The sequence below is a fragment of the Marinobacter sp. EhC06 genome, from assembly GCF_001650915.1.
GTDB lineage: Bacteria > Pseudomonadota > Gammaproteobacteria > Pseudomonadales > Oleiphilaceae > Marinobacter.
This window is the reverse complement of sequence record NZ_LXYO01000035.1, coordinates 1-22,906: the sequence shown is the minus strand read 5'-3', so window position 1 is coordinate 22,906 and position 22,906 is coordinate 1. Positions and strand designations below refer to the sequence as shown.

Annotated in this window: 23 protein-coding genes and 1 tRNA gene; 19 read left to right on the top strand and 5 right to left on the bottom strand. The window is 56.2% G+C overall.

Going from position 1 to position 22,906, the window contains the following annotated elements:
- Positions 1-97 precede the first annotated feature (97 nt).
- The gene (locus A8B84_RS18025; protein WP_064226886.1) at positions 98-1,114 is read right to left on the bottom strand and encodes a Fe(3+) ABC transporter substrate-binding protein; all 1,017 of its coding nucleotides are present in this window, start codon (positions 1,112-1,114) and stop codon (positions 98-100) included.
- A gap of 188 nt (positions 1,115-1,302) precedes the next feature.
- Between A8B84_RS18025 and A8B84_RS18020 the strand changes: the two genes are divergently transcribed.
- From A8B84_RS18020 to A8B84_RS18010, 3 genes are all read left to right on the top strand, one after another.
- A complete protein-coding gene (locus A8B84_RS18020; RefSeq protein WP_064226887.1) occupies positions 1,303-1,581 on the top strand; it encodes a PilZ domain-containing protein in 279 nt (92 codons plus the stop codon).
- 217 nt (positions 1,582-1,798) lie between these two features.
- Positions 1,799-2,248: a hypothetical protein gene (locus A8B84_RS18015; protein WP_227512609.1), complete on the top strand. Its 450-nt coding sequence runs from the start codon at positions 1,799-1,801 to the stop codon at positions 2,246-2,248.
- Between the two features lie 176 nt (positions 2,249-2,424).
- Positions 2,425-3,732, top strand: a complete 1,308-nt coding sequence (locus A8B84_RS18010) for an HD-GYP domain-containing protein (RefSeq protein ID WP_064226889.1) — start codon at positions 2,425-2,427, stop codon at positions 3,730-3,732.
- Here A8B84_RS18010 and A8B84_RS18005 read toward each other — a convergent pair.
- Positions 3,722-4,837 (bottom strand): hypothetical protein, encoded by a 1,116-nt coding sequence (locus A8B84_RS18005; RefSeq protein WP_064226890.1) that lies wholly within the window; start codon positions 4,835-4,837, stop codon positions 3,722-3,724. The genes A8B84_RS18010 and A8B84_RS18005 overlap by 11 nt on opposite strands.
- A 260-nt stretch (positions 4,838-5,097) precedes the next feature.
- Here A8B84_RS18005 and A8B84_RS18000 point away from each other — a divergent pair, with 260 nt between their 5' ends.
- The 3 genes from A8B84_RS18000 to queF are packed head-to-tail and all read left to right on the top strand — an operon-like array spanning position 5,098 to position 7,648.
- The gene (locus A8B84_RS18000) at positions 5,098-6,045 is read left to right on the top strand and encodes an ABC transporter ATP-binding protein (protein WP_064226891.1); all 948 of its coding nucleotides are present in this window, start codon (positions 5,098-5,100) and stop codon (positions 6,043-6,045) included.
- The gene (locus A8B84_RS17995; RefSeq protein ID WP_064226892.1) at positions 6,042-6,815 is read left to right on the top strand and encodes an ABC transporter permease; all 774 of its coding nucleotides are present in this window, start codon (positions 6,042-6,044) and stop codon (positions 6,813-6,815) included. Before A8B84_RS18000 ends, A8B84_RS17995 begins: the two co-directional genes overlap by 4 nt.
- A gap of 14 nt (positions 6,816-6,829) precedes the next feature.
- Positions 6,830-7,648, top strand: coding sequence for an NADPH-dependent 7-cyano-7-deazaguanine reductase QueF (gene queF / locus A8B84_RS17990; RefSeq protein ID WP_064226893.1), 819 nt, complete (start codon positions 6,830-6,832; stop codon positions 7,646-7,648).
- Between the two features lie 30 nt (positions 7,649-7,678).
- On the opposite strand, the gene A8B84_RS17985 is transcribed toward queF, so the two are convergent.
- Entirely contained in the window at positions 7,679-9,118 is a 1,440-nt protein-coding gene (locus A8B84_RS17985) for an adenylate/guanylate cyclase domain-containing protein (RefSeq protein WP_064226894.1), read from the bottom strand.
- Position 9,119: 1 nt separating this feature from the next.
- Positions 9,120-9,431, bottom strand: coding sequence for an Mpo1-like protein (locus A8B84_RS17980; RefSeq protein ID WP_064226895.1), 312 nt, complete (start codon positions 9,429-9,431; stop codon positions 9,120-9,122).
- 166 nt (positions 9,432-9,597) lie between these two features.
- Here A8B84_RS17980 and A8B84_RS17975 point away from each other — a divergent pair, with 166 nt between their 5' ends.
- From A8B84_RS17975 to A8B84_RS17915, 13 genes are all read left to right on the top strand, one after another.
- Positions 9,598-10,149, top strand: a complete 552-nt coding sequence (locus tag A8B84_RS17975; RefSeq protein ID WP_064226896.1) for a nitroreductase family protein — start codon at positions 9,598-9,600, stop codon at positions 10,147-10,149.
- A 239-nt stretch (positions 10,150-10,388) separates the two neighbouring features.
- Positions 10,389-10,787, top strand: a complete 399-nt coding sequence (gene flgB, locus A8B84_RS17970; RefSeq protein ID WP_064226897.1) for a flagellar basal body rod protein FlgB — start codon at positions 10,389-10,391, stop codon at positions 10,785-10,787.
- A 34-nt stretch (positions 10,788-10,821) separates the two neighbouring features.
- The gene (gene flgC, locus A8B84_RS17965) at positions 10,822-11,271 is read left to right on the top strand and encodes a flagellar basal body rod protein FlgC (protein WP_008174287.1); all 450 of its coding nucleotides are present in this window, start codon (positions 10,822-10,824) and stop codon (positions 11,269-11,271) included.
- Between the two features lie 18 nt (positions 11,272-11,289).
- Positions 11,290-11,967: a flagellar hook assembly protein FlgD gene (locus tag A8B84_RS17960; protein WP_064226898.1), complete on the top strand. Its 678-nt coding sequence runs from the start codon at positions 11,290-11,292 to the stop codon at positions 11,965-11,967.
- A gap of 27 nt (positions 11,968-11,994) precedes the next feature.
- Positions 11,995-13,896 carry a flagellar hook protein FlgE gene (locus tag A8B84_RS17955; protein WP_064226899.1) on the top strand — a complete coding sequence of 634 codons (1,902 nt, stop codon included), beginning with the start codon at positions 11,995-11,997 and terminating at the stop codon, positions 13,894-13,896.
- Between the two features lie 76 nt (positions 13,897-13,972).
- The gene (locus A8B84_RS17950) at positions 13,973-14,725 is read left to right on the top strand and encodes a flagellar basal body rod protein FlgF (RefSeq protein ID WP_014576887.1); all 753 of its coding nucleotides are present in this window, start codon (positions 13,973-13,975) and stop codon (positions 14,723-14,725) included.
- An 82-nt stretch (positions 14,726-14,807) separates the two neighbouring features.
- Positions 14,808-15,596, top strand: coding sequence for a flagellar basal-body rod protein FlgG (gene flgG / locus A8B84_RS17945; RefSeq protein ID WP_014576888.1), 789 nt, complete (start codon positions 14,808-14,810; stop codon positions 15,594-15,596).
- Between the two features lie 19 nt (positions 15,597-15,615).
- Positions 15,616-16,317, top strand: a complete 702-nt coding sequence (gene flgH, locus A8B84_RS17940) for a flagellar basal body L-ring protein FlgH (RefSeq protein ID WP_227512610.1) — start codon at positions 15,616-15,618, stop codon at positions 16,315-16,317.
- A complete protein-coding gene (locus A8B84_RS17935) occupies positions 16,314-17,411 on the top strand; it encodes a flagellar basal body P-ring protein FlgI (protein ID WP_064226900.1) in 1,098 nt (365 codons plus the stop codon). Before flgH ends, A8B84_RS17935 begins: the two co-directional genes overlap by 4 nt.
- Before the next feature lie 8 nt (positions 17,412-17,419).
- On the top strand, positions 17,420-18,406 hold the full coding sequence (gene flgJ, locus A8B84_RS17930; RefSeq protein WP_064226901.1) for a flagellar assembly peptidoglycan hydrolase FlgJ: 987 nt from the start codon (positions 17,420-17,422) through the stop codon (positions 18,404-18,406).
- Positions 18,407-18,411: 5 nt separating this feature from the next.
- Positions 18,412-20,442: a flagellar hook-associated protein FlgK gene (gene flgK, locus A8B84_RS17925; RefSeq protein ID WP_064226902.1), complete on the top strand. Its 2,031-nt coding sequence runs from the start codon at positions 18,412-18,414 to the stop codon at positions 20,440-20,442.
- An 18-nt stretch (positions 20,443-20,460) separates the two neighbouring features.
- The gene (flgL, locus tag A8B84_RS17920) at positions 20,461-21,684 is read left to right on the top strand and encodes a flagellar hook-associated protein FlgL (RefSeq protein WP_064226903.1); all 1,224 of its coding nucleotides are present in this window, start codon (positions 20,461-20,463) and stop codon (positions 21,682-21,684) included.
- Positions 21,685-21,766: 82 nt separating this feature from the next.
- Positions 21,767-21,853 (top strand) — tRNA-Leu (locus tag A8B84_RS17915).
- A 727-nt stretch (positions 21,854-22,580) separates the two neighbouring features.
- Here the strand turns inward: A8B84_RS17915 and A8B84_RS21905 are convergent.
- Positions 22,581-22,906: hypothetical protein (locus A8B84_RS21905; RefSeq protein ID WP_227512611.1), on the bottom strand; the 326-nt coding region annotated here is incomplete at its 5' end.

Here is a 22,906-nt window from a genome sequence, read left to right as displayed (position 1 = left end):
TGGCCTGATGCCTGCAATGACTGGCGTCACCCACGGATTGGGCAGTTGCCTGCCGAGTAGCGGGTGAGGGCAGCGAAGCCACCCTCACCACTTGCGATTACTCGCCGTCGTAATCGACGCGGTCAACCAGCTTGACTGCAGCATTGCGGTTGTTGGCAATTTCCTGCAGAGAAAGGTCGTCCGGGTTGATTTCACCCCACTCGGCAACCAGTCCGGAAGGCTGTACTTCCGGGTTTGCCGGGTATTCGGTGTTTGCCTCGGCATAGATGCGCTGGGCGTCCGGCGAGGACAGGAATTCCATCAGTTTGACGGCGTTCTCGCGGTTTGGCGCGCTCTTGGTCAGGGAAATGCCACTGATGTTCACGTGGGTTCCCCGGCCTTCGGCGTTCGGGAACACAAGGCGAACCTGCTCGGCGATCGGACGCTGGTTCTCATCCTGCAGCATGTTGCCGTAGTAGTAGCTGTTACCGATGGATATGTCGCAGACGCCCTCGGCAATGGCTTTGATCTGGTCACGGTCGCCACCCTGGGGCTTGCGGGCCAGGTTGTCCTTCAGGCCTTCCAGCCACTTCTCGGTCTCGGCCTCACCGTGGTGGGCAATCATGGAGGAGAACAGGGCAATGTTGTACGGATGCTTGCCGCTGCGAGTACAGATCCGGTTGTCCCACTTGTCGTCTGCCAGTTGCTCGTAGGTGGTGATCTCGCCTTCCTCAACGCGCTCCTTGGAAGCGAAGATCAGACGGCCGCGGGTGGTCAGTGCAAACCATTTGCCGTCTGGGTGGCGAAGGTTTTCCGGAATGTTCTCTTCAAGGGTGTCGTTTTCCACGCCCTGGACCAGATCACGCTCTACCAGCTCGTTCAGGCGAGAAATATCAACGGTCATCACCACATCGGCCGGGCTGTTGCGGCCTTCACGTTCCAGGCGCTCTGCAAGGCCCTGTTTGGCGAATACTACATTGCTCTTGATGCCGGTTTCCTGCTCGAAAGCGTTCAGCAGGGGCTCAAGCAGGTATGCCTGACGGTAGGAGTAGATGTTGACCTCGCCGTCTGCGGAGGCGGCCATGGGCATGGCGGTAAGGGCGATTGCTGCGGTGGCAGCCAGTTTCATTCGCATAGTCCCATCCTTTTCAGGTGATTCCGTTAATGAGTTACCTGCATTGAGATTTGCAGGCGTTTAAAAACGCCAACCATTCTCATTTCTATTAATTGTATAGTCAATATCTCCTTTGGCATATTTTTCTGAAAATGGTGTTATGCTTCGGAAGACTATAAAAACTATGCAAAAAGTAGTGGAATCCTCAGATGGTTGGGAACGATCGAAGAGAACACATGCGCACTGCCATGAGTGCGAAAGTAAAGGTGGTGCACGCGGAGCTGGGAGAATTCATATTCTCGACCCGCGATATTTCCGATGGCGGTGTTTTTATCGTTGTCGACACTGAGCCTTTCGCGCCAAACCTTGGCGACAAGGTCACCGTGCAGGTGCAGGGTCTGCCTGTTCCGGCGCCGGTGCTTGAAATGGTGGTCGTGCGTAAAACCAATGACGGGTATGGCCTCCAGTTTGATCAAAATGGTGACTGATAGGCGGATTCACGGCGCCTGCCATGGATAATGGCAGGGCTAACTTAACCGCCGTCAGGGATGTGCCAGTCAGATGATCTTTTCAGCCTTTTCCAGAGCTTACAAGCCAGTTATTGCAAGCCTGATGCTGTTGTTTACATCGGGCTGTGCCAGCTATTACTCACATTTTGCGATGTTTCCGGCGGAGAATTCATCAGGGGAACCAAGGCATGTGCGGATGTCCTGGCAGAGCGCTGAATACCCCGATTGGTGGTTCGCCGGTGATAAGGCAACCTCGGTAAAGCTGGAAACCCAATGCAGCGACCGCGTCTGGCGCCTGCGCGATGGCGATGATGCCGGTGACTGTGGTTCGGGCATTCGGGCCTGTGGCGAGCGGGGCAGGGATCTCGTGGCAGCAACGGGCCGGCCGGCAACCGTCACGACCCGCTGCATGGCGATTAATCCTGCGGACCCCGACGCGCGTATTGCCCATGTGGGTAGCAAGCTGGAGTTGCTCGTTTCCTGTACCCCCGCGGCTGTCACAGAAGGTCAGGGCGACGATGCGCGCAACCTCGACTACTTGCGAGCTTCCTCGGTGCCCTACACCGTCTATGTTCGCAAGGCGCCCCGTGGGTCGATGCGCGCCCGGTTGCCTGAATTTGATGAATCCGTATGTGACGCAGAGTGACAGATTCTGACGTTGATATGTGACCCCTATCACATTGCTACATTTTGTTTCCCATTGAAGATTAGCGTTACGCTTTGTCGCGTTTGGGTTACCCGACGATACGATAATGTAATTGTGTCTTCCGGCGGTTCGGTCAGAATGGTAGACATCGAAAAGTTTGTTTTGTGAGGTGTCCCGTGGGTGTCCAACAGAAAAAAGTCGCAGTACATGATCTGGAAGTGGGCATGTTCGTGTCTGATCTGGATAGACCATGGCACCAGACCCCGTTCCCTATCCAGGGTTTTCATATCCGGTCCCAGGATGACATCCGCGCTCTGGTTTCCCACTGCAAGTGGGTCATGGTCGATGTCGCGGAAGCGCGGGAAGCAAAAGAGGTAAAAGGCGGTAGCAAGCCGGTTTTCGGCAAGACACTGAACAAGCGTGGCGGCGGGCGAGAGCAGCTTCAGTTGCCGCCACTGAGTATTCGGGAGCCGGTAGCCTACGAAACCGTCACCAGCCTTAAAAAGGAAATGAAAACGTCCAAACGCCTGCTGGACGATATGGAAGTGGCGCTGGATCAGCTTTTCGAGACCCTCCGTGCCGACGGCGTTCCTGATCTCAGGCCGATCGCGGCAATCACCAGTAAAATGGTAAGCAGCGTTGTTCGCCAGCCTGATGCGTTATTGTGGCTCAGTCGCACCCGTGCGCATGACAGCTATCTTTACCGCCATGCCTTGAACACATCGGTATGGGCCCTGGTTTGTGGTCGACATTTGGGTTTGAACGAAGGGCTTCTTAATCATCTTGGCCTGGGCTGTTTGCTGTCCCAGGTGGGCAAAACCACGCTGCCGCCTGAGTTGCTGGCCCGGGAAGGTCAGTTGAGCGCCGAGGAATACCTTACTTACCGTGGTTATGTTTCCCGTGGTGTTGCCATGCTGGAAAATACTGGGCTCTCACGTGCGGTGCTCAGTGTGGTTCAGGGGCATCGCGAGCGTCATAACGGTTCCGGCTTCCCGGAAGGTGTCCGGGGGGATCGCATTCCGTTGTTGGCAAAGGTGGCCGGCATTGCGGAATTTTTCGAATCGTTGATTGCGCCCCGCTCCCACACCGAGCCCATGACACCAGCGAAAGCGGTGACGCTGCTCTACGAGATGCGCAACATCGAATTCCAGGAAGACCTGGTGGAGAATTTTATCCAGGCGATTGGTATCTATCCCACTGGCAGCCTCGTGGAGCTGACCGACGGCCAGCGTGGCATCGTGGTTTCTCACTCGCCGGAACGCCGGCTCTGGCCCCGTGTCATGGTTATGACAGATGCTGCTTCCAGGCCTTTGAAAACTGCCAAGGTCATTGATCTGTCCCGGTACAACGAAGGCAAGGAAGCGGCGGAAACGGTGCGGATTCGTGAATGCCTGCCACATGGCACGGAAGGTCTGGATCCGTCCTACTATGATGTTACCGGTGTGGAGTCACGCTGGAGTCTGTCCCGCCTGATCAGCGGATAATCACACGCAGCTGTTTGCGAACCCACCGATAGGTATCCTCCGGACGGAAGCTGAGCAGAAGCTCGGATTCTCCGCCGGAGGGACCGGCGACAAAATACTCCACTTTTCCGCTCTGCCAGTCGGCTGAATTTATCTGGACATCCTGCGGGCGTGTGCTGATGGCTTCCAGCTCTGCCAGGGAGAGCCCGCCTCCGATCTTTCGAACCGCTACCTCCTTCAGGGCTGTATCAGTGGCCGAATGGCTGGCTACGTCTTCGTCCAGGAAATAACGGTTCGCGACGGTTGTACTGATGGCCTTGAGTTCCCGCGTGAGATAGGTCTGGGCATCTTCCGAGTCGATATCTTCCATGGTGCGCACGGCATTTTCGATCCTGTCCTTTTTAGCCTGCAGGTCTTCACTGTATTCAATGTCCGGATCGCGATCCTCGTCATTTTCCGGCCTTGGAGGCGCATTATCGATCTCCTCCTGGGTTGGCGGCTCCTCACACAGTTCGTCGTCTTCGGGGTAAAAGCAGATTGCGGCGAGCAGCTGGTTGGCCGGGGACATGGGATCCGTTGCAGTGAACTCCGATTCGCTGACAGTGAAGTCAATGGGTGCTGTCAGGTCCGGAAGGGCGGCATTCAACTGCGCAATAACCCGGTCGCGAATATCGATACCGTCCCCTTCCGCGACATTCTGGCTCCAGTTCAGAAGCATCAGAAACCGGGACAGGTTCATCAGCGCGGTGTTTTCCAGAACCTGTTGCTCGGTAAGCGTATGGGTGCTCAGACCTTCATCATCGACCATCGGCGTCTGCAGCTCTGTGCGGGTGGTCTCGAAGAACTCGAGCAGTGTTACGTATTGCCGGGCCGGCACACCACTGACCAACGGCAGGTCCCCAACGCGGAAGGTCAGTGTTTCGCCGGGGTAGTAGCGGAACTCTCCTGCGGGGTTCGTGGTGCCCGATTGGCTCGCCGTCTGGTAGGAGAGGCCGTTAAAGCCGTTGAAATTAACCCGGCCGGCGCTGGTGTCGTCGCCGGAACCTCCGTCGTCATCCAGGCAGCCAGAGAGGGCGAGGGCGCCCAGCAGGGTAAACGTTAGTCGGATGCGGTGAACGGATCTCATGGTTGGTCGTACATTCCCTTCGATTCAGCGCGCCCGCACTCAGGGTGCGGCAGCCCCTTTTGTAAATTGTTGTAACCGCATTATAGGGGCGGGGTTTGCCTCATATCGGGATTCCTGTCGCAGTTTCCGTTATTGGCCAGGGTATACGTCCGGCTGATAAGGGCCTTGAAATCAGCGACTTTGTCACAATAAATAGCATTCTAAATTCTGGCGGGCGGCTGGGGCCGTTCATGCTGTTTTTCACCGAATCGGGATGATTTATGACCAATGCACTGGAAATTGAGGGCCTCACCAAGACTTACGGTGACGGGTTTCAGGCTCTCAAGGGGATTGATCTGCACGTCGCCGAGGGGGATTTCTTTGCCTTGCTGGGGCCTAACGGGGCTGGCAAATCGACTACCCTGGGCATCGTTTGCTCCCTGGTGAACAAGACAGCAGGCAAGGTTCGGGTGTTCGGGTATGACACCGATACTCACCTCTCCGATGCCAAGCTGAACCTTGGTGTGGTGCCCCAGGAGTTCAACTTCAACCAGTTCGAAAAAGTCTTTGATATTGTGACCACCCAGGCCGGCTACTACGGAATTCCGTTGAAGCAGGCTTCCGCGTCGGCCGAGAAGTACCTGAAAAAACTTGGTCTGTGGGACAAGCGGAACACCCCGGCCCGGATGCTGTCCGGCGGCATGAAGCGCCGTCTGATGATTGCCCGCGCCCTGGTCCACGAACCAAAACTGCTGATTCTGGACGAGCCCACCGCCGGTGTGGATATTGAACTCCGCCGTTCCATGTGGACCTTTCTGGAGGAGATGAATCGCCAGGGCACAACCATCATCCTGACGACCCATTACCTGGAGGAGGCGGAAGCCCTTTGCCGCAACATTGCCATTATCGACCATGGCAAGATCCTCAAGCACACCAGCAAGAAAGCCTTGCTGCAGCAACTGAGCCTGGAGACTTTTGTGCTGGATACCGAGAAGACCCTCGACTCCGCGCCCGAGCTCAACGGTTTTCCGACACGCCTCGACGCGGAAGGAGCCCTGGAGGTGGAAGTGGAGAAAGGTCAGGGGCTCAACCAGGTGTTTGTGGAGCTAGAGCGGCTGGGCATAAAGGTGGTCAGCATGAGAACCAAGGCCAACCGTCTGGAGGAACTGTTCATTCGAATGGTTGAGGAGAACGCAGAATCCAGCAAGGCAGCGGAGGGTGCAGCATGACCCCACATGCCCTTTTCACCGCCTTCAGCACCATCGTTGTCCGGGAGATACGCCGTTTTACCCGTATCTGGGCTCAGACGCTGCTGCCGCCTGCTGTCACCATGACCCTGTATTTCATTATTTTCGGCAACCTGATCGGCTCCCGGATCGGCGAAATGGGCGGCTTCGACTATATGTCGTTTATTGTGCCCGGGCTGATCATGATGGCGGTAATCACCAGTTCCTATGCCAACGTGGTGTCGTCGTTTTTCTCCATGAAGTTCCAGCGCAGCATTGAGGAGCTATTGGTGTCCCCCGTACCTAACTGGGTCATCCTTGCCGGCTACGTGTGCGGAGGCATGGCCCGGGGCCTCGGTATCGGCCTGATTGTAACGCTGCTTTCACTGGCGTTTACCCGGTTGTCCATCCACAACCTGCCCATGATGATTCTGACGGTCTTTCTGACGTCTGCCCTGTTCGCACTGGGCGGTTTTATCAACGCCATGCTGGCAACCAAGTTTGATGACATCTCAATCGTGCCCACGTTCGTACTGACGCCGTTGACTTACCTGGGCGGAGTGTTCTATAGCATTGATCTGCTGCCCGGGTTCTGGCAGGGCGTATCCATGGCCAATCCCATACTGTATATGGTTAATGGCTTCCGGTACGGGATTCTGGGTGTGTCAGACGTTAATCCGTTCGTTTCTCTTGGTATGATTCTGGTCTTCATCTCCGTGCTGGCATTCATTGCGCTCAGAATGCTCGAGCGTGGAAAAGGCATTCGCCACTGATCTCAGGAACACCTATGGCACTCAATGACGCGCCGCTTGGCAAAACAAGCGATTACCCGGACAGCTACGACCCGGGCCTGTTGTTCCCCGTGGCGAGGGAGGAAAACCGCCGACGCCTGGGGCTAGAAGATGGCCGCTGGCCCTGGTTTGGCGAGGACTTGTGGCAGGCTTGGGAGGTCTCTTGGCTGAGGCCAAATGGTGTGCCGGAGGTGGTCTGGGCGGAGATTGTGTTTCCTGCGGCTTCGCCTTCGATCATTGAGTCCAAATCGCTCAAGCTGTACCTCAACTCGCTTAACCAGGCGGTTTACTCCTCCCGGGAGCAGGTCGCGGAAGTGATTACCAAGGATCTGTCCAGCGCTTGCGGAGGTGCGGTACAGGTCAAGCTGTTAAGCGTGGACGAATCCGGGGAGGCGATAGGCCGCCCTGAGGGTTTTGACCTCATTGATGACGAGCCGGTGAGTGATGTGGTGTACGAGTATTCACCCGAGTCTCTCAAGGCCGGTAGTGAGGTGGTGACTGAGCAGCTATGTTCCCATCTTCTGAAGAGCAACTGCCCGGTGACGGGGCAACCGGACTGGGCCACCCTGCTGGTAAGTTATACTGGCCCGAAAATCGACCGGGCTGGCTTGCTGCGTTACGTGGTGAGTTTCCGGCAGAAACAGGATTTCCACGAGCATTGCGTGGAAACGGTGTTTACCGACCTGATGAGCCGATGCAACCCGGAGTCGCTTACAGTGGTTGCCAGATATACACGGCGGGGCGGGCTGGATATCAATCCCTGGCGCAGCACAGAAACCGGCAAGGATGCCGGGCCGCGACTGATACGTCAGTAGTACGGATCAACGTGAGCGCAGGGACGCGCTTCAGGAAACATCTTCTTCCCGTCGCAGGCGGTCTGCGGCGTCTTCCAGGGCGGTCAGAATGGCCTGGCGCTCCTTCTCAGTGATCTTGTCTGAATCCAGATACATGGCGAAGCCACTGTGCTCGTGCTCTAGGAAACTGCGGTTGGGGCCCATGTCGCGCCGGAAATCCACCACCTCATAAATTGGCACCGGTTTGCCGAAGCCTTTCACCGTAATTTCGCCCTTGTCCCGGCACATGATCTTGTCCTTGATCAGCGAGAAGGTCTCGTAGGACACCAGGATTTCACCCGGTTCGGCCAGGGATTCAAGCCGGCTGGCAAGGTTCACTTCCTTGCCGATGATGGTGTAATCCATCCGGTTTTCCGCACCGAAGTTGCCGACGGTTGTGTAACCGGTGCTGATCCCCATTCGAATTTCAAGCGGAGTCTTGATGCCCTGGCTCCGCCATTTCTGGCGCATGATTTTCATGTGCTTGCGCATCTCGATGGCCATGGATACACAGGCAAAGGCGTCCTCCCGCTGGCCCCGGCTGGTGGGGTCGCCAAAGAACACCATGATGGAATCGCCAACGAACTTGTCGATGGTGCCGCCATACTTCAGGGCCACTTCCGACATCTCGTTGAAGTAGTGATTCAGTAGTTCGGTAAGGGCTTCGGGTTCCATTTCCTCAGACAGCTCGGTGAAGCCCTTGATGTCCGAAAAGAACACCGCCAGTTTCTTGCGCTGGGTTTCCAACCGCACATCCCGCTCGCCAGTAAAGATGGACTGCCAAACCTGCGGCGAGAGGTATTTGGAAAGCTTGTGGGAGAGAGCGATCGATTGCTCCCGCTGGTTCTGGATCTGGGTTTTTGCCAGCATCAACGCACGTGCCTGTTGGTGGGAATAATAGGCGGTGACGCAAATATATATGCCGGTTGAGAGAATCGAGACAATGCTGGTGAGCAGGGGCGAATGTGGCCCATCTGCCGGGCCAAGGATAGCGACAGAGCCGGCAATGGCTGCGGCCATGAAAACGGTGCCCATAAGCCACTGGCGGATGCCCCCGACGATCAGGCAGCTGAACATCAGCATCAGGGCGACTGCCAGGGAGGGGATGACGATCAGCCCGATGCAGCCAATAAACGCGCCGCCCACAACGCAATCGAAAATCAGCATCTTCTGGCGTATGCGTGGGGAATTTCTCAGGAACGTTCGGCGGGTCAGGGCGTGGGCGATATGTGGCCAGGTCAGGGCGCCGGCAACCAGCCACAGAAGCCATTGGGCAAAAGCACCCTGCAGAACGCCGGTTGCAATAATGGCGGCGGTTGAGGTATAGGCCAGAACCCGGCCGTTGTAATCGGGCATTGGGGGAATCGCAATCGGGTTGCCTGACGCCTCGGACGCCAGGGACCTGCCAGCTGAGCTGCTGGCGCTGCGAAGGTCTGCCGGGGCGCTCATCATTTCAGAAACGGATCCTGCCAATGAGCATGTCACGGAACATGACCCAGTCGCCCATCAGGCTGTACAGTGGGTACTTGAAGGTGGCAGGGCGGTTCTTCTCAAACTTGAAATGACCCACCCAGGCAAAACCATAGCCGATGACCGGCAAGGCCAGAAGCCACAAAAGCTTGCCTGTAGTCAGTGCCCACAAGGCCACGATCAGAACCAGCAGGCTGCCGGCAAAGTGCAGACGGCGACAGGTAACGTCGCTGTGCTCTTCAAGGTAGTAAGGATAGAATTCGGAAAAGTTGTTGAAGGTTTGCTGGTTGCTCATTGTGTTGCCACTCACCGTTGTACGACCGCGTCATTTATAATTGTTGGTAGACCCGACTACGACTAAAGGTTAACAGCATTACGTACAAGCCACAATTCACGGCAGGGAATTGTATTCGTACCTATTTTTCCAACTCATCAGAATAGCGATCAGACAGCGAGCAGATATGACAGCAGTTACCGATTTTCTCCTCAATCGTTCGTCAGAACCCAGGCTGGAGTCGCCCGCGCCGGATCCGGCAACCCTCGACCGGGCTTTTGCCTGTGCCGCCCGCGCGCCTGATCACGCGCTGCTGAGGCCCTGGCGCTACCTGGTCGTGGAGGGCGAAGGACTGGAAGCCCTGGGCGAACTGTTTGCCTCTACCTGTGCCAACAACAGTGACGAGAAAGAGATCGAGAAGCTCAGGCGTGCCCCTCTTCGCGCGCCGATGGTGATTGTCGGTATCGCGTCGCCGAAAACGCATCCGAAGGTACCTGAAATCGAGCAGGTGATGTCGGCCGCAGCCGGCATGAGTTTTATTGAGATTGCCCTGCAGGACGCCGGGTACGGCGTTATGTGGAGAACGGGCGGTGTTGCGTACCATTCTTCTGTTCACGCCGGGCTGGGACTGGAAGAGCATGAGCTGATCGTCGGCTTTCTCTACACCGGAACAGTCTCCGCTTCCAAGCCGGCTGTTCCCCGGCCGGGAGTTGATGAGTTCGTGCGTCATTGGCCCTGATCTTTTGATCGAACGCCCCCGGTCCGCGCCGGGGGAAGCAGCTTGCCGCTTTTTCCTGCCCTTTCCTTACTCGCTTTGCCCTGACCGTTAATGCACCACTGGTCAGGGCCCGCCAACACTGGCTTTCCTGACAAATTCACACCACACCTGAATTCTGGCATCCAGCTTGCTTTAGTCCTGTCAAAGAGCACAGCCGGCAAAAACAGGTCGGCATACTGGTGCAGTTTTCGGGAGGCAACATGGCAATTACGTTCGATTCGGCTCTGGGCATTCACCAACACGCGGTTGAAGCGCGGGTTAAACGTGCCGAAGTTCTGGCAAACAACCTGGCGAACGCTGATACCCCGGGATTCAAAGCCCGCGACCTGGATTTTCAGGCGATGATGCAGAAGGCCCAGGAGCAGGTCAGCGGTTTCCAGATGTCCAAAACGCATGATGCGCACATGGATACCTCCCTATCGGCCTCGGAAAGCGATCTGATGTATCGGGTACCTCACCAGCCGTCGGTTGACGGCAATACCGTGGACGCCCAGCAGGAGCAGACCCGCTTCATGCGCAACGCCATGGATTTCCAGGCCAGTTTCCAGTTTCTGAACAGCAAGTTCAGCGGTTTGACCAAAGCCATTAAAGGCGAGTAAGCCGCAGTCACAGGGTTAGCGAAGGAGAGTTTTCATGTCACTGGGCAGCATTTTTGATATCGCCGGTTCCGGCATGACCGCGCAATCACTGCGGCTGAACACAACCGCGTCCAACATCGCCAATGCGGAGACAGCGAGCTCCAGCACCGGCGAAACCTATCGGGCCAGAAAGCCGGTTTTCTCGGCCATTCAGCAGTCCCTGATGAATCCGGGGCAGGGCGGTTTGCCGATGGCGGCCGATGAGGGCCCGGGTGCCGGTGTCAGGGTGGAAGGTATCGTTGAAAGCGATGCGGAGCTGCAGATGCGTTACGAGCCACATCATCCGGCGGCCAACGAGGACGGTTACGTCTACTACCCCAATGTGAATGTGGTTGAAGAGATGGCGGACATGATGTCGTCGTCCAGAAGTTTCCAGATGAATGTGGATGTCATGAATACAGCCAAGTCCATGATGCAGCGCATTCTGACTCTCGGTCAGCAGTAACAGGGTGAGGAGCACAACATGACTGCAGTAAATGCAACAGACGCGTCGGATGTTCTGAGCCAGTACCAGCTGAAGCAACAGAATGGCGGCCAGGGCACCAGCGAGCTGGGCCGGAATGAGTTCATGGAACTGATGCTGGCGCAGTTGAAAAATCAGAATCCGTTGGAGCCGCAGGACAACGGCGAATTTATTTCCCAGCTGGCGCAGTTCAGCTCGCTGGAGGAGATGCAGAATCTCTCCGGAACGGTTGAGGATGTGGTCGGGCAGTTCCGATCCACCCAGGCGCTCCAGGCCTCGGCCATGGTGGGTAAAACCGTACTTGCGCCCTCACAGATCGGGATCCTGGGTGCCGAAGGTGAGATTACCGGAACCATTGAAGTGCCTGCCTCTACGGGCGGCCTGCGCCTGTCTATCGAAGGACAGAATGGTGAGCGGGTGCGGCAGATTGATATGGGCAGCAGCCAGGCAGGTGTTGTGTCCTTCCGCTGGGACGGCCAGGACGGTAACGGCAATCCCTTGCCGCCGGGACCCTACCGCATTGTGGCCGAGGCTTCCTATCCCGACGGGCCGCAGCAGCTGGGCACGATGGTGAGCGCCAATGTGGACAGCGTATCCCTGGGCCAGGGCGGCTCGATAACCCTGAATCTTGCGGGCATGGGCTCCATTGCCCTGTCTGATGTGAAACAAATTAACTGAGACCGGTGAAACACCAAGGGGTGAACCATGGCATTTAATACAGGTTTGAGCGGCCTTCGTGCGGCATCGGTGGATCTGGACGTCACCGGCAACAACATTGCGAACGCCAGTACTGTTGGCTTCAAGGGCAGCAAGGCCCAGTTTGGCGACCTCTACGCCAGCGGCTTCCTGAGCGCAGGCACCAACCCGATCGGTGACGGTGTCCGGGTTCAGGATGTAAAGCAGTCCTTTGGCCAGGGCAATATCAGCTTCACTGACAACGGCCTGGATATGGCGATAAGTGGCGATGGTTTCTTTATTCTTAACAACGGTGGCGAGATTCGCTACTCCCGGGCGGGGCAGTTTGGTATTGATAAGGAAGGCTATGTAACGAATAACCAGAACATGCGGGTGCAGGGCTATACCGCAGACGAAGACGGCAATCTATCCGGGATTCGCGGGGATCTTCAGATTGAGACGGATAACCTGGCGCCGCGTCGCACGACCAATCTGGATTCCGACCTGAACCTGGACTCAAGAGAGTCTGTTCTGGAAACCCGCGTGAGAGATATCGGGCCGTTGACGCTTGCGTCGATTCAGGGTGAGAGCTTTGATGTGCAGTATTCGGACGGCTCGCCGGACTTCAACGTGGCTATTGACCCCACCGCGAGCGCTCGTGAGGCGGCTTCCACCATCAACGATGCCTCTGGATTAAGTGCCTCTGCCACAACAACGGCGACGTTTGACGGTACACCGGCTCTTGATGATGCTTTCATTACCGGAGCCAGTTCTTTCTCCTTCAGTCTCGATATTAATGGTTCGCCGTTGACACTGGATACCTCCAACATCAATTCGCTTCAGGATCTGGTGGATTCCATAAATAATTCCTCTGAAACCGCAATTTCGGCATCTCTAGTGGACGATGGGTCTGGTAGTAATGATGTCCTGCGCGTAATTCATAATCAGGGTGAAACACTGGATTACACCTTTGCAGATGGAAATGGAAACGGCGATACGGGCACCGTTGAGGGAGATATAAATGTTACCGCTGACCGAACGGTAGCTGGCATTACATCAACTACTGCCGATAATGATTTTGAGGTAGCCTTCAACGCGTCTCCGATTCGCGTTACCAACCAATTCAATCCTCTGGATCAGCGCACCTATAACCACGCCACATCCACCACGGTTTACGACAGCCTGGGTAACTCTCATGAACTGACACAGTTCTTCGTGAAAAATCCGTCTCCGGGTAATGGTGTTGGGGTGAGTGAGTGGTCGGTCTATGCCCAGATTGATGGCGAATTTGTGGGCGGAACCGACGTGACACCGTATACGGCTCGGTTTGACCAGGACGGTGCTTTACAGTCTATTGATGGCGACCCAAGCGGTGAAATTCTGATCGACGACTGGATTCCAAAGGATGATGCCGGTCAGCCCAATGGCGCGGACGGACCTCCTGCAGCCGGCGAGACGGTGGTGACGCCGATTCCCGAGCCGCCAACAACCTCGGCTTTTGTAATAAATCTGAGCGGTACAACCCAGTACGGTGCGGCATTCGGGGTAAATGACCAGCAGCAAAATGGTTATACCACCGGTCGCCTTTCCGGACTTGACGTATCGGATCAGGGGGTATTGTTCGCCCGTTACACAAACGGCCAATCCCAGGCATTGGGTCAGGTAGCGTTGGCATCGTTCAATAACACCAATGGGCTGTCGCCGGTAGGGGACACCTCCTGGGTCGAAACCTTCGAATCCGGCCAACCAATCATCGGTGCTCCCGATACTGGAACCCTTGGATCGATCAAGGCCAGCTCGGTGGAAGAGTCCAACGTGGATCTGTCCGCGGAACTGGTCAACCTGATCATTGCCCAGCGAAACTATCAGGCCAACGCCAAGACCATTGAAACCTCCGATGCGGTCACCCAGACCATCATCAACCTCCGTTAATATCGCGACCTAGAGAACATGGCATGACTCCTGCAGGAAGACTGGAAACAGTCAAAATTCCGGCAGGAGTTTTCCCATGGACAAAGCCCTCTATATCGGTATGTCTGGTGCCAAGCAGAACATGCTGGCCCAGCAGGCCCATGCCAATAACCTGGCGAACGTCAGTACCACCGGCTTCAAGAAAGATTTCGCCCAGGCCCGCAGCATGCCTGTCTACGGGGAGCACCACCCGACTCGCGCCTATGCCATGACAGAAAGACCCGGCACGGACCTTTCCGCCGGTGCGCTGATGGAAACCGGGCGCAAACTGGATGTGGCGGTTGAAGGCGAGGGATGGCTTGCCATTCAGAACGATCAGGGCGAGGAAGTCTTCACCCGCAGTGGCAGTCTCCAGGTCGATGTCAACGGCCTGGTGCGCCTGGCCAACGGTGAACTGGTGCTCGGCAACGGTGGGCCGGTGGCGCTCCCGCCTTTTGACAACGTCGAGATTGGCGCCGATGGCACCGTCTCAATTGTTCCTGTGGGTGGACCACCGGACCAGTTGGTTGAAGTGGACCGGCTGAAACTGGTCAGCCCGCCGCCGGAAGCCCTGGAGAAAGGCCTGGACGGACACATGCGCCGCAAGCCGGATCAGGCTCTGGATGGCCCCGAGCCACCGGATGCAAACCAGCGGGTTGCCTCCGGGTTCCTTGAGAGCTCCAACGTGAATGCGGTGGAAGAGATGATCTCGAACCTTCAGCTGTCCCGGCAATACGAGATGCAGGTGAAGGTAATGACCACCGCCAACGAGAATTCCGAAGCAACGGCACGGCTGTTGCAGAACCTTTAAGTAACGACTGAACACATTGGCCTGGCGGGCCTGAAGCGGCAAAAAATGGCCGCCTGACTGCCCCCGGCAAGGAGTAAGCAGCATGCATCCAGCACTTTGGGTCAGCAAGACCGGGTTGAGCGCTCAGGACACCAACATGTCCACCATTTCCAACAACCTGGCGAACGTCAACACCACTGGCTTCAAGCGGGACAGGGCCGTGTTTCAGGACCTTCTGTACCAGATCAACCGGCAACCCGGAGGTCTGACAACCCAGAACTCCGAATTACCTTCCGGCCTGCAGCTGGGTACCGGTGTGCGGGTTGTCGGTACCGCCAAGCAATTCTCTCAGGGCAACCTGCAGATTACCGAGCAGCCCCTGGATATGGCCATCAATGGCCGCGGCTTCCTGCAGGTTCAGTTGCCGGATGGCCAGATTGCCTACACCCGGGATGGCCAGTTCCAGCTCAATGCTGACGGTGATGTGGTCAACCCGGATGGCTACCCGCTGGAACCAGCCATCAACGTGCCGGAGAACGCCACCAATATCACTATTGGCAAAGACGGCACTGTGACGGCAGTAACGGATGATCAGGCGGCACCGGTAAACCTGGGCCAGATTACGCTGGTGGATTTCATCAACCCCCAGGGCCTGCAGGCCATCGGCAACAACCTGTTCAAGGCGACCAACGCCAGTGGCGATCCTGCGGAAGGTGAACCCGGGCTGGCCGGGCTTGGCAGTATCGAGCAGGGCTCCGTGGAGTCCTCCAACGTTGAGGTGGTTGAGGAGCTGGTGAACATGATTACCACTCAGCGGGCCTACGAGATGAACTCGAAAGTGGTCTCCACAACCGACCAGATGCTCCAGTTCATTACTCAAAACATTGGCTAACGCCGCCAGAGGTGACGTCATGAAATTGATGACATCAAACCGGACAACCCGAGGTGCCAGCACACTGGCGACTGTGGTGGTTCTCATTGTGTTGCAGGGGTGCACGGCCATGAGCCGGCCCCGGGCAATTCCGGATGACCCCGAGTATGCACCGGTTCGCCCTCAGGCCATGATGCAGCGGGGCAGTGCGTCGGGTTCGATTTACCAGGTCTCCCGGAACTACAACTTCTACGGCGATACCGTAGCGTTGAACGTGGGTGACGTGCTCACAGTCATTCTTGAAGAATCTACCCGGGCCAGCAAGAACGCAGAAACCAGCATCACCAAGGACAATGAGGTAACGCTGCCAGAGCCGACCATCCTGGGTAAGAGCAATTTCGGAATTAATACCTCCCTGAATCACGAACGTGATTTCGAGGGCAGCGCTGAAGCAGATCAAAGCAACAGTCTGGCCGGCAGTATCACCGTCACCGTGACAGAGGTGTTGCCAAACGGTGTTTTGAGGATTCGCGGGGAAAAATGGCTTTCGTTGACCAATGGTGATGAATACATCCGCCTGACGGGTCTGGTTCGCCCCCAGGATATCCAGCCTGATAACACGGTGGCGTCCAATCGCATTGCTGATGCCCGGTTCGCTTATGGCGGCACCGGTGATTTTGACCAGGCAAACCAGATGGGGTGGCTGGCACGCTTCTTTAATAGCGAGTGGTGGCCACTATGAGCTTACGCCGTTTAATTGTCTGGGTACTTGCCCTGGCTGTTGTTTCGGCCCCGGTAATGGCGGACCGCCTGAAGGATCTGTCCCGGATCAAGGGTGTCCGCAACAACCAACTGGTGGGATATGGCCTGGTGGTTGGTCTTGATGGAACCGGTGACAAGGCACCGTTTACCAATCAGACCTTCAGGAACATGATGAATCAGTTTGGCGTGACCCTTCCGGAAGGCGTCAATCCGAACCTTGCCAACGTTGCTGCTGTAACGGTGAGTGCGACATTGCCGCCCTTCGCAAAAGCTGGCCAGGAAATCGACATCACCGTCTCGTCCATCGGCAACGCAGACAGCCTGCGTGGCGGCACCCTTCTGATGACACCGCTGAAGGGCGCGGACAACAAGGTTTATGCCATGGCTCAGGGTAGTCTGGTGGTTGGTGGCTTCGGGGCCCAGGGGCAGGACGGGTCCAGAATTACCGTGAATGTTCCCAGTGTTGGTCGCATTCCTAATGGGGCTACGATTGAGCGCGAGGTAGCTTCGCCGTTCACTGAGGGCGACACCATTACCTTCCATCTGCTGCGCCCGGATTTCACAACGGCACGTCGGGTGGTGGAGGCCGTGAACGACCGGTTGGGACCGGACATGGCCTACGCCCACGATGCAACGTCGGTTTCTGTAAGAGCGCCAAGGGATCCGTCCCAGCGGGTCAGCTTCCTGTCGATCCTTGAGAACATCGAGGTGGATCCGGCCGAGGATGCTGCAAAAGTGGTGATTAACAGCCGTACCGGCACCATCGTGGTTGGCCAGAATGTTCAGGTCAGCCCGGCAGCCGTTACCCACGGCAACCTGACAGTCACCATTCAGGAAAACCCCAATGTGGAGCAGCCGAACCCCTTTGCCGGTGGTGACACCGCCATTGAGCAGGATTCCCAGATTGCCATTACCGAGGAGCCAGCTCGGATGTTCAAGTTCGGCCCCGCCGTCACACTGAACGAGATCGTGCAGGCCGTAAACCAGGTGGGCGCTGCACCCGGCGACGTTATGGCGGTACTCGAAGCCCTGAAACAGGCCGGTGCACTGCGCGCCGAGCTGATTGTTATCTAGGTGGCGTGATGCAGGACTACAAGGTTCAACAGGCCCAGGTTTACACCGATTTCAACGGTCTCAATGCGTTGAAGGCCCAGGCTCGCACTGACAAAGAGTCAGCTCTGCGTGAGGTGGCGCGCCAGTTCGAGAGCCTGTTCCTGTCTGAAATGCTGAAGTCCATGCGCAAGGCCGGCGACGTCTTCTCCGAGGGCAACTACCTGAAGAGCAATCAGTCCGAGCTATACCGGGATATGTTCGATAGCCAGATGAGTCTGACCATGGCGGGAGGCAAGGGCAGTGGTCTTGCCGAGGCACTCGTACGCCAATTGGGCAAACAGATTCCGGGCATGAATAACGAAGGCGGCAGACTTGTTGGCCACAAGGCGAGCCTTGCGGATTATGATCGAAGCCTGCCGGCCCTCACTCCTCAATTGCCTGACCGCGTGCAGACAGTGACTTCTGTGGCGGAGAAAGCAGTATCACCGGTGACTGCTACACCGTCGAATTTGCCGGATCGGTTTGAATCTCCGGAGCACTTCGTCACCGAGCTGCTGCCGGTGGCCGAGCGAATTGCACGCGATTCGGGCATTGATCCGAAACTCATGGTGGCCCAGGCCGCCCTGGAAACCGGCTGGGGCCGGCACATGATTCGTGGGGAGCAGGGTGAACCCAGTTTCAACCTGTTCGGCATCAAGGCAGATAGCCGCTGGCAGGGCGACGCGGTATCCATCACCACCACGGAATACCGGGAAGGGCTGCCAATGAAGGAGCAGGCCAGCTTCCGGGCCTACCGGGATTACGAATCCAGCTTCCGTGATTATGTCTCGTTCCTGGAATCCAATCCCCGATACCGGGAGGTGCTGTCAGTAGCAGACCAGCCTGAAGTCTTTGCAGAGAAACTCCAGGAAGCCGGCTACGCCACCGACCCTAACTACGGCAGCAAGATCCGCCAGATCATGAACCGTGACTCACTGATGACACTGTCCATGGGCAGTGACGGGATGAAGGAGTAAACCGTATGGCAGGGCTGATAGGCATTGGTCTGACCGGCATCCTCAGTCATCAGGCTGCGCTGAATACTACAGGCAACAATATAACCAACGCCAACACGCCTGGTTACAGTCGCCAGGAAGTGCTGTTTGAAACCCAGGAAGGCCAGCGCACTGGCGCCGGCACCATTGGCAGCGGCGTGAACGTTGCAGACATTCGACGCCTGGCCAATGAATATCTGGTTCAGCAGGTGCGGGAAGACAGCACGCTGTATGGAGAGCAGGAAGCCCTCAATTCGGAGCTTTCCAGGCTTGATAACCTCCTGGGCGGCGAAACCACGGGCCTCAGCAATGCCTTGAACAACTTTTTTGCCAGCCTTCAGAACGCAGCCGAGGATCCGACGTCTCTGCCACAGCGCCAGCTGGTTCTGAGCGAGGCGCAACAGGTTGTTAACCGGTTCCAGGCCCTTAACCAGGAATTCATTCAGCAGCGGGAATCCATCAAGACCCAGATGCAGCAGGGCGTGAAGGATGCTAACACCCTGCTCAAAAGCATTGCAGAACTGAACCTGGCGATTTCTGAATCACCGGGCATTGCCCAGGGGCAAATGCCTAACGAACTGCTGGACAAGCGGGACGAGAAACTGCGTCAGCTTTCCGAGCTGGTCAGCATCAAAGTAACTCCGACCGACGGCAGCCAGGTCAACGTGTCACTGTCGAATGGCCTTTCCCTGGTGGTAGGCAGCAATGCGTCGACTCTTGGTACCCGGGAAAACGCCGAGGACCCGACCCGTTTGGAATTCACCCTGAACAACGGTGGCCGAACACTCAATATTGATGAGCAGATAACCGGCGGCAAGCTGGGGGGGCTTCTGCGTTTCGATACCGAAGGTCTGAAGCCGGCTTTCGATGAGCTTGGCAGAATTGCTATTGCCCTGTCCGACACCATGAACCACCAGCATGAAATCGGGATGGACCTGGAGGGCGAGCTTGGTGGCCTGTTTTTTACCGATATCAATTCGCTCGAGGCACAACGCAGCCGGGTGGTCCCTAACGGGAATAACGCGCCTTCCACCACCGGCCAGCTGGCCGTGGAAATAACCGACAGCTCTGCGCTTCCTGCAGGACGCTGGACCCTGCAGTTCAGTGGCGACGGCCGGAGCTACGAGTTGATTGACCAGGCCACAGGCAAGACGGTGAACCAGGGGCGCTTGCCGGATCCTGCGCAGTCTGAGATCAGCATGCCGGGCTTCAACATCCGCGTTGAAGGCGGCACCTTCAACGCCGGCGACAAGTACCTGATTCAGCCCAGTCGAAATGCTGCTGAAAGCATCGGTCTGGTGGTTAATCGGGAAGAGGATCTGGCCTTTGCCAGCCCGGTTCGTGCGACGACCGGAGACGGCAACATCGGAACCGGCAAGATCGACCAGGGCACCATGTTGAACGTGAGGAATCCGTTCACCAATTCCTTGTTGCCCGCTTTCCAGTCGTCCGGTCAGCTGGCGAATGGCCCGATAACCGTGGAATTTGATGATCCGGGTACCGGCCTGGTGTTCACCGTGACGGACGGCAGTGGCAACCCGATAGGTCCGGCCAATAGGCCATACACTCCAGGCGTTGCCAATGAACTGTTTAGCGATAATCCGGCCGATGGTGCCGAGTATCAGGGCTTTCAGTTCACGATAACCGGTCAGCCGGCCGACGGTGACACCTTCGAGATCAATTACAACTCCAACGGCGTTTCCGACAATCGGAACGCGGAATTGCTGGCCGCCCTGGGCACTGCCAATACCCTGAACGGCGGCAGCCAGAATTTTTCCGAAGGTTATGCGGGGCTTGTTGAAGATATCGGTGTTAAAACGCGCCAGAGTCAACTGGATGTGGATGCCGGAAAAACCCTTCTGGAGCAATCAACCAACCAGCGGGAATCGGTATCTGGTGTCAACCTGGATGAGGAAGCCGGCCGCCTGATCCAGTATCAGGCCGCATACAACGCCTCGGCCCAGGTGATGTCGGTGGCTCAGGACCTGTTCAATACCCTGTTGCAGAGTTTCCGGTAACGGTTGAGGTGATGTGACATGATCAGAATTTCATCACAGCAGATTTTCTCGGGCGGTATAAATCGGCTTCAGGAGCTGAATACCAGCCTGAATAACACCCAGCAACAGATCTCGACCGGCCAGAGGGTAAACAAACCTTCCGACGATCCGGTCGCTGCGGCCCGGATTCTGAAACTGGACCAGGAGCTTTCGCGGGTTGAAACCTACCAGCGTAACGTTGACCTGGCAGACAACCGGCTGAAGCAGGAAGAGAGCGCGTTGGAAAGCTCAATCGATGTGATTCAGCGGATCCGCGAGTTGACTGTTCAAGCCGGTAACGGTTCGTTGTCGGCCAACGATCGACGCTCGATTTCTTCCGAGCTGGAGGAGCGCCTTGGCCAGCTGGCGAATATTGCCAATACCCGCGATGCGTCTGGTGAGTACATTTTCAGTGGCTTTCAGGGCTCGGTGAAGGCCTTTGAACAGGACCCTTCAGGCAGCTGGGTCTACCAGGGCGACGAGGGTCAGCGTGTCCTGGAGATTGATGACGGCGTTACCGTTCCCATCAGTGATAACGGCAAGGACATTTTTGTCCGGGTTCCTGCTGCCATAACCGGCGAGCACAGCACTGTGAATACGCCGGGCGCCTCCATTTCCGGGGTCAGTCTGGTTAACGAAGCAGACCTTGCTGCGGAGTATCCCAATTCCTTCCCGGACGACATCACGGTTGAGGTAGATGCCGGTGGCAATATCATCGCTACAGACAGTCAGGGTGATGTGCTGACGGTAGATCCAGCCACCTATCAGAGTGGCGAGCCGTTCGTTGTCGCAGGTGTTGAGGTGACTCTGACCGATGCGGTGCCGGGCGCGGGCGATGTGTTTACGCTCCAGATCAACGAAAAGCAGTCGGTGTTCGGTACCATCGAAAACCTGATTGCCGGCTTGAACAGCATCGACAAGAGCAGCCCGGGCGGGCAGGCCGAGTACGATGATCTGATCGCCAATTCCCTGATCAACCTGGACAACGCCCAGGAGAGCATCATCCTCAAGCAAACCGAACTTGGTGGCCGGATGAACGCGGTGGAATCGACCAAGACCTTCCTTGAGGATTCTTCCGTTTATACCAATGAAATCCGATCCCAGTTACAGGACGTGGACTACGCAGAAGCAATCAGTAACCTGAGTTTCCAGAGCTTCGTGCTGCAGGCGGCGCAGCAGTCATTTGCGCAGGTTTCGCAACTGTCTTTGTTCGACAGACTGTAAATATCTGAACCAGCGGGCAGTTGTGTCCGCTGGCTTATTGCTTTCGCGATTTAGCTCAGTATAATCCCCAACACTCTCCGATGGCGGCGTGGTGAAATTGGTAGACACGACGGATTCAAAATCCGTTGGGGTAAAACCCGTGGCGGTTCGAGTCCGCCCGCCGCTACCATCTTTTAAGGCCCTGATATAAGGGCCTTTTTAGTTTTTAGAATTCCTGCCAAATTCTCAATCCATGCAGAATTAAATATAAAAGTGTCGGGCCGTGTGTCTCATTTGCGGCATGAGAGGCCGTTTATTTCCGGGACGTGGAGTCAAGCTCCATGACACCGTTTTTACCTCTCCCGGAATATTCCTCATCGTCAGAATCTCCGATAAAAACTAAAACCCAACACGGGCTCCTAGGAGGTTTTTCCTAAGCCAAGTGGTAGGGCGGTACCGTCAATATGGATGAGGGTAATTCTAGAAGGCTATAGGGGCCTCTGAGGCTATGTTTAGATAACATTATGCCCCTTTCCCCACTGGATTATGATCTAACCTATCGTGACACATGTGAAAAATAAGGGCGGGGTTGTTCGTCAAACATGAGCCTCACAACAACGAAACCAGTGCCACAGGCGTGACTCTATTGGCGTATTAATGGTTGTGTCCCGGCACTGGTTGTTCAATAGAATCCCTGTCTGTCGTAAGAACTTTCCTTTAGCGTGTCCGAATTCGTATGTCGCAAATCTTCCATCAGTTGTCATAGCTTCATTCGTCTACCCACTCAGGCTGTCAGGAAGGCACAACTGATTTGAACGTAACGGCTATAGCAAGCCAAGCATTCGCTAGAAATAGTGCTAGCAGCACCGTCAGCAGTTGTTGCAGAGATACAGGCCAAGAGTTCTCAGGGGTAGGTTTTAATCATCGGTTAGTACTACATCTTCTTTCTCAAAAAACGATTCCTGCAAAGGCTTCGCTCGTTCAAGCCCAGCTTTAGTGAGTTTGGCAAGAACACCATCTGGCGGAGCCTCAAAACTGTCTATCAGGCCCTTTCGTCTAAGGTTCATGGCAGCGCTATGCATTACAAGGTCAGTCGTCTCCATTGTTTTTGCGTCGGTCCGATTAATTGCTCTGAATTGTGAAGGATTGGCGGATAGAACGAGCAGAATATATTTTTCATACCGGTCTAACGTCTTTGCGGAGCCTGTAAACCAAATTGTGTAACTGCCCACGACTGAGTAAT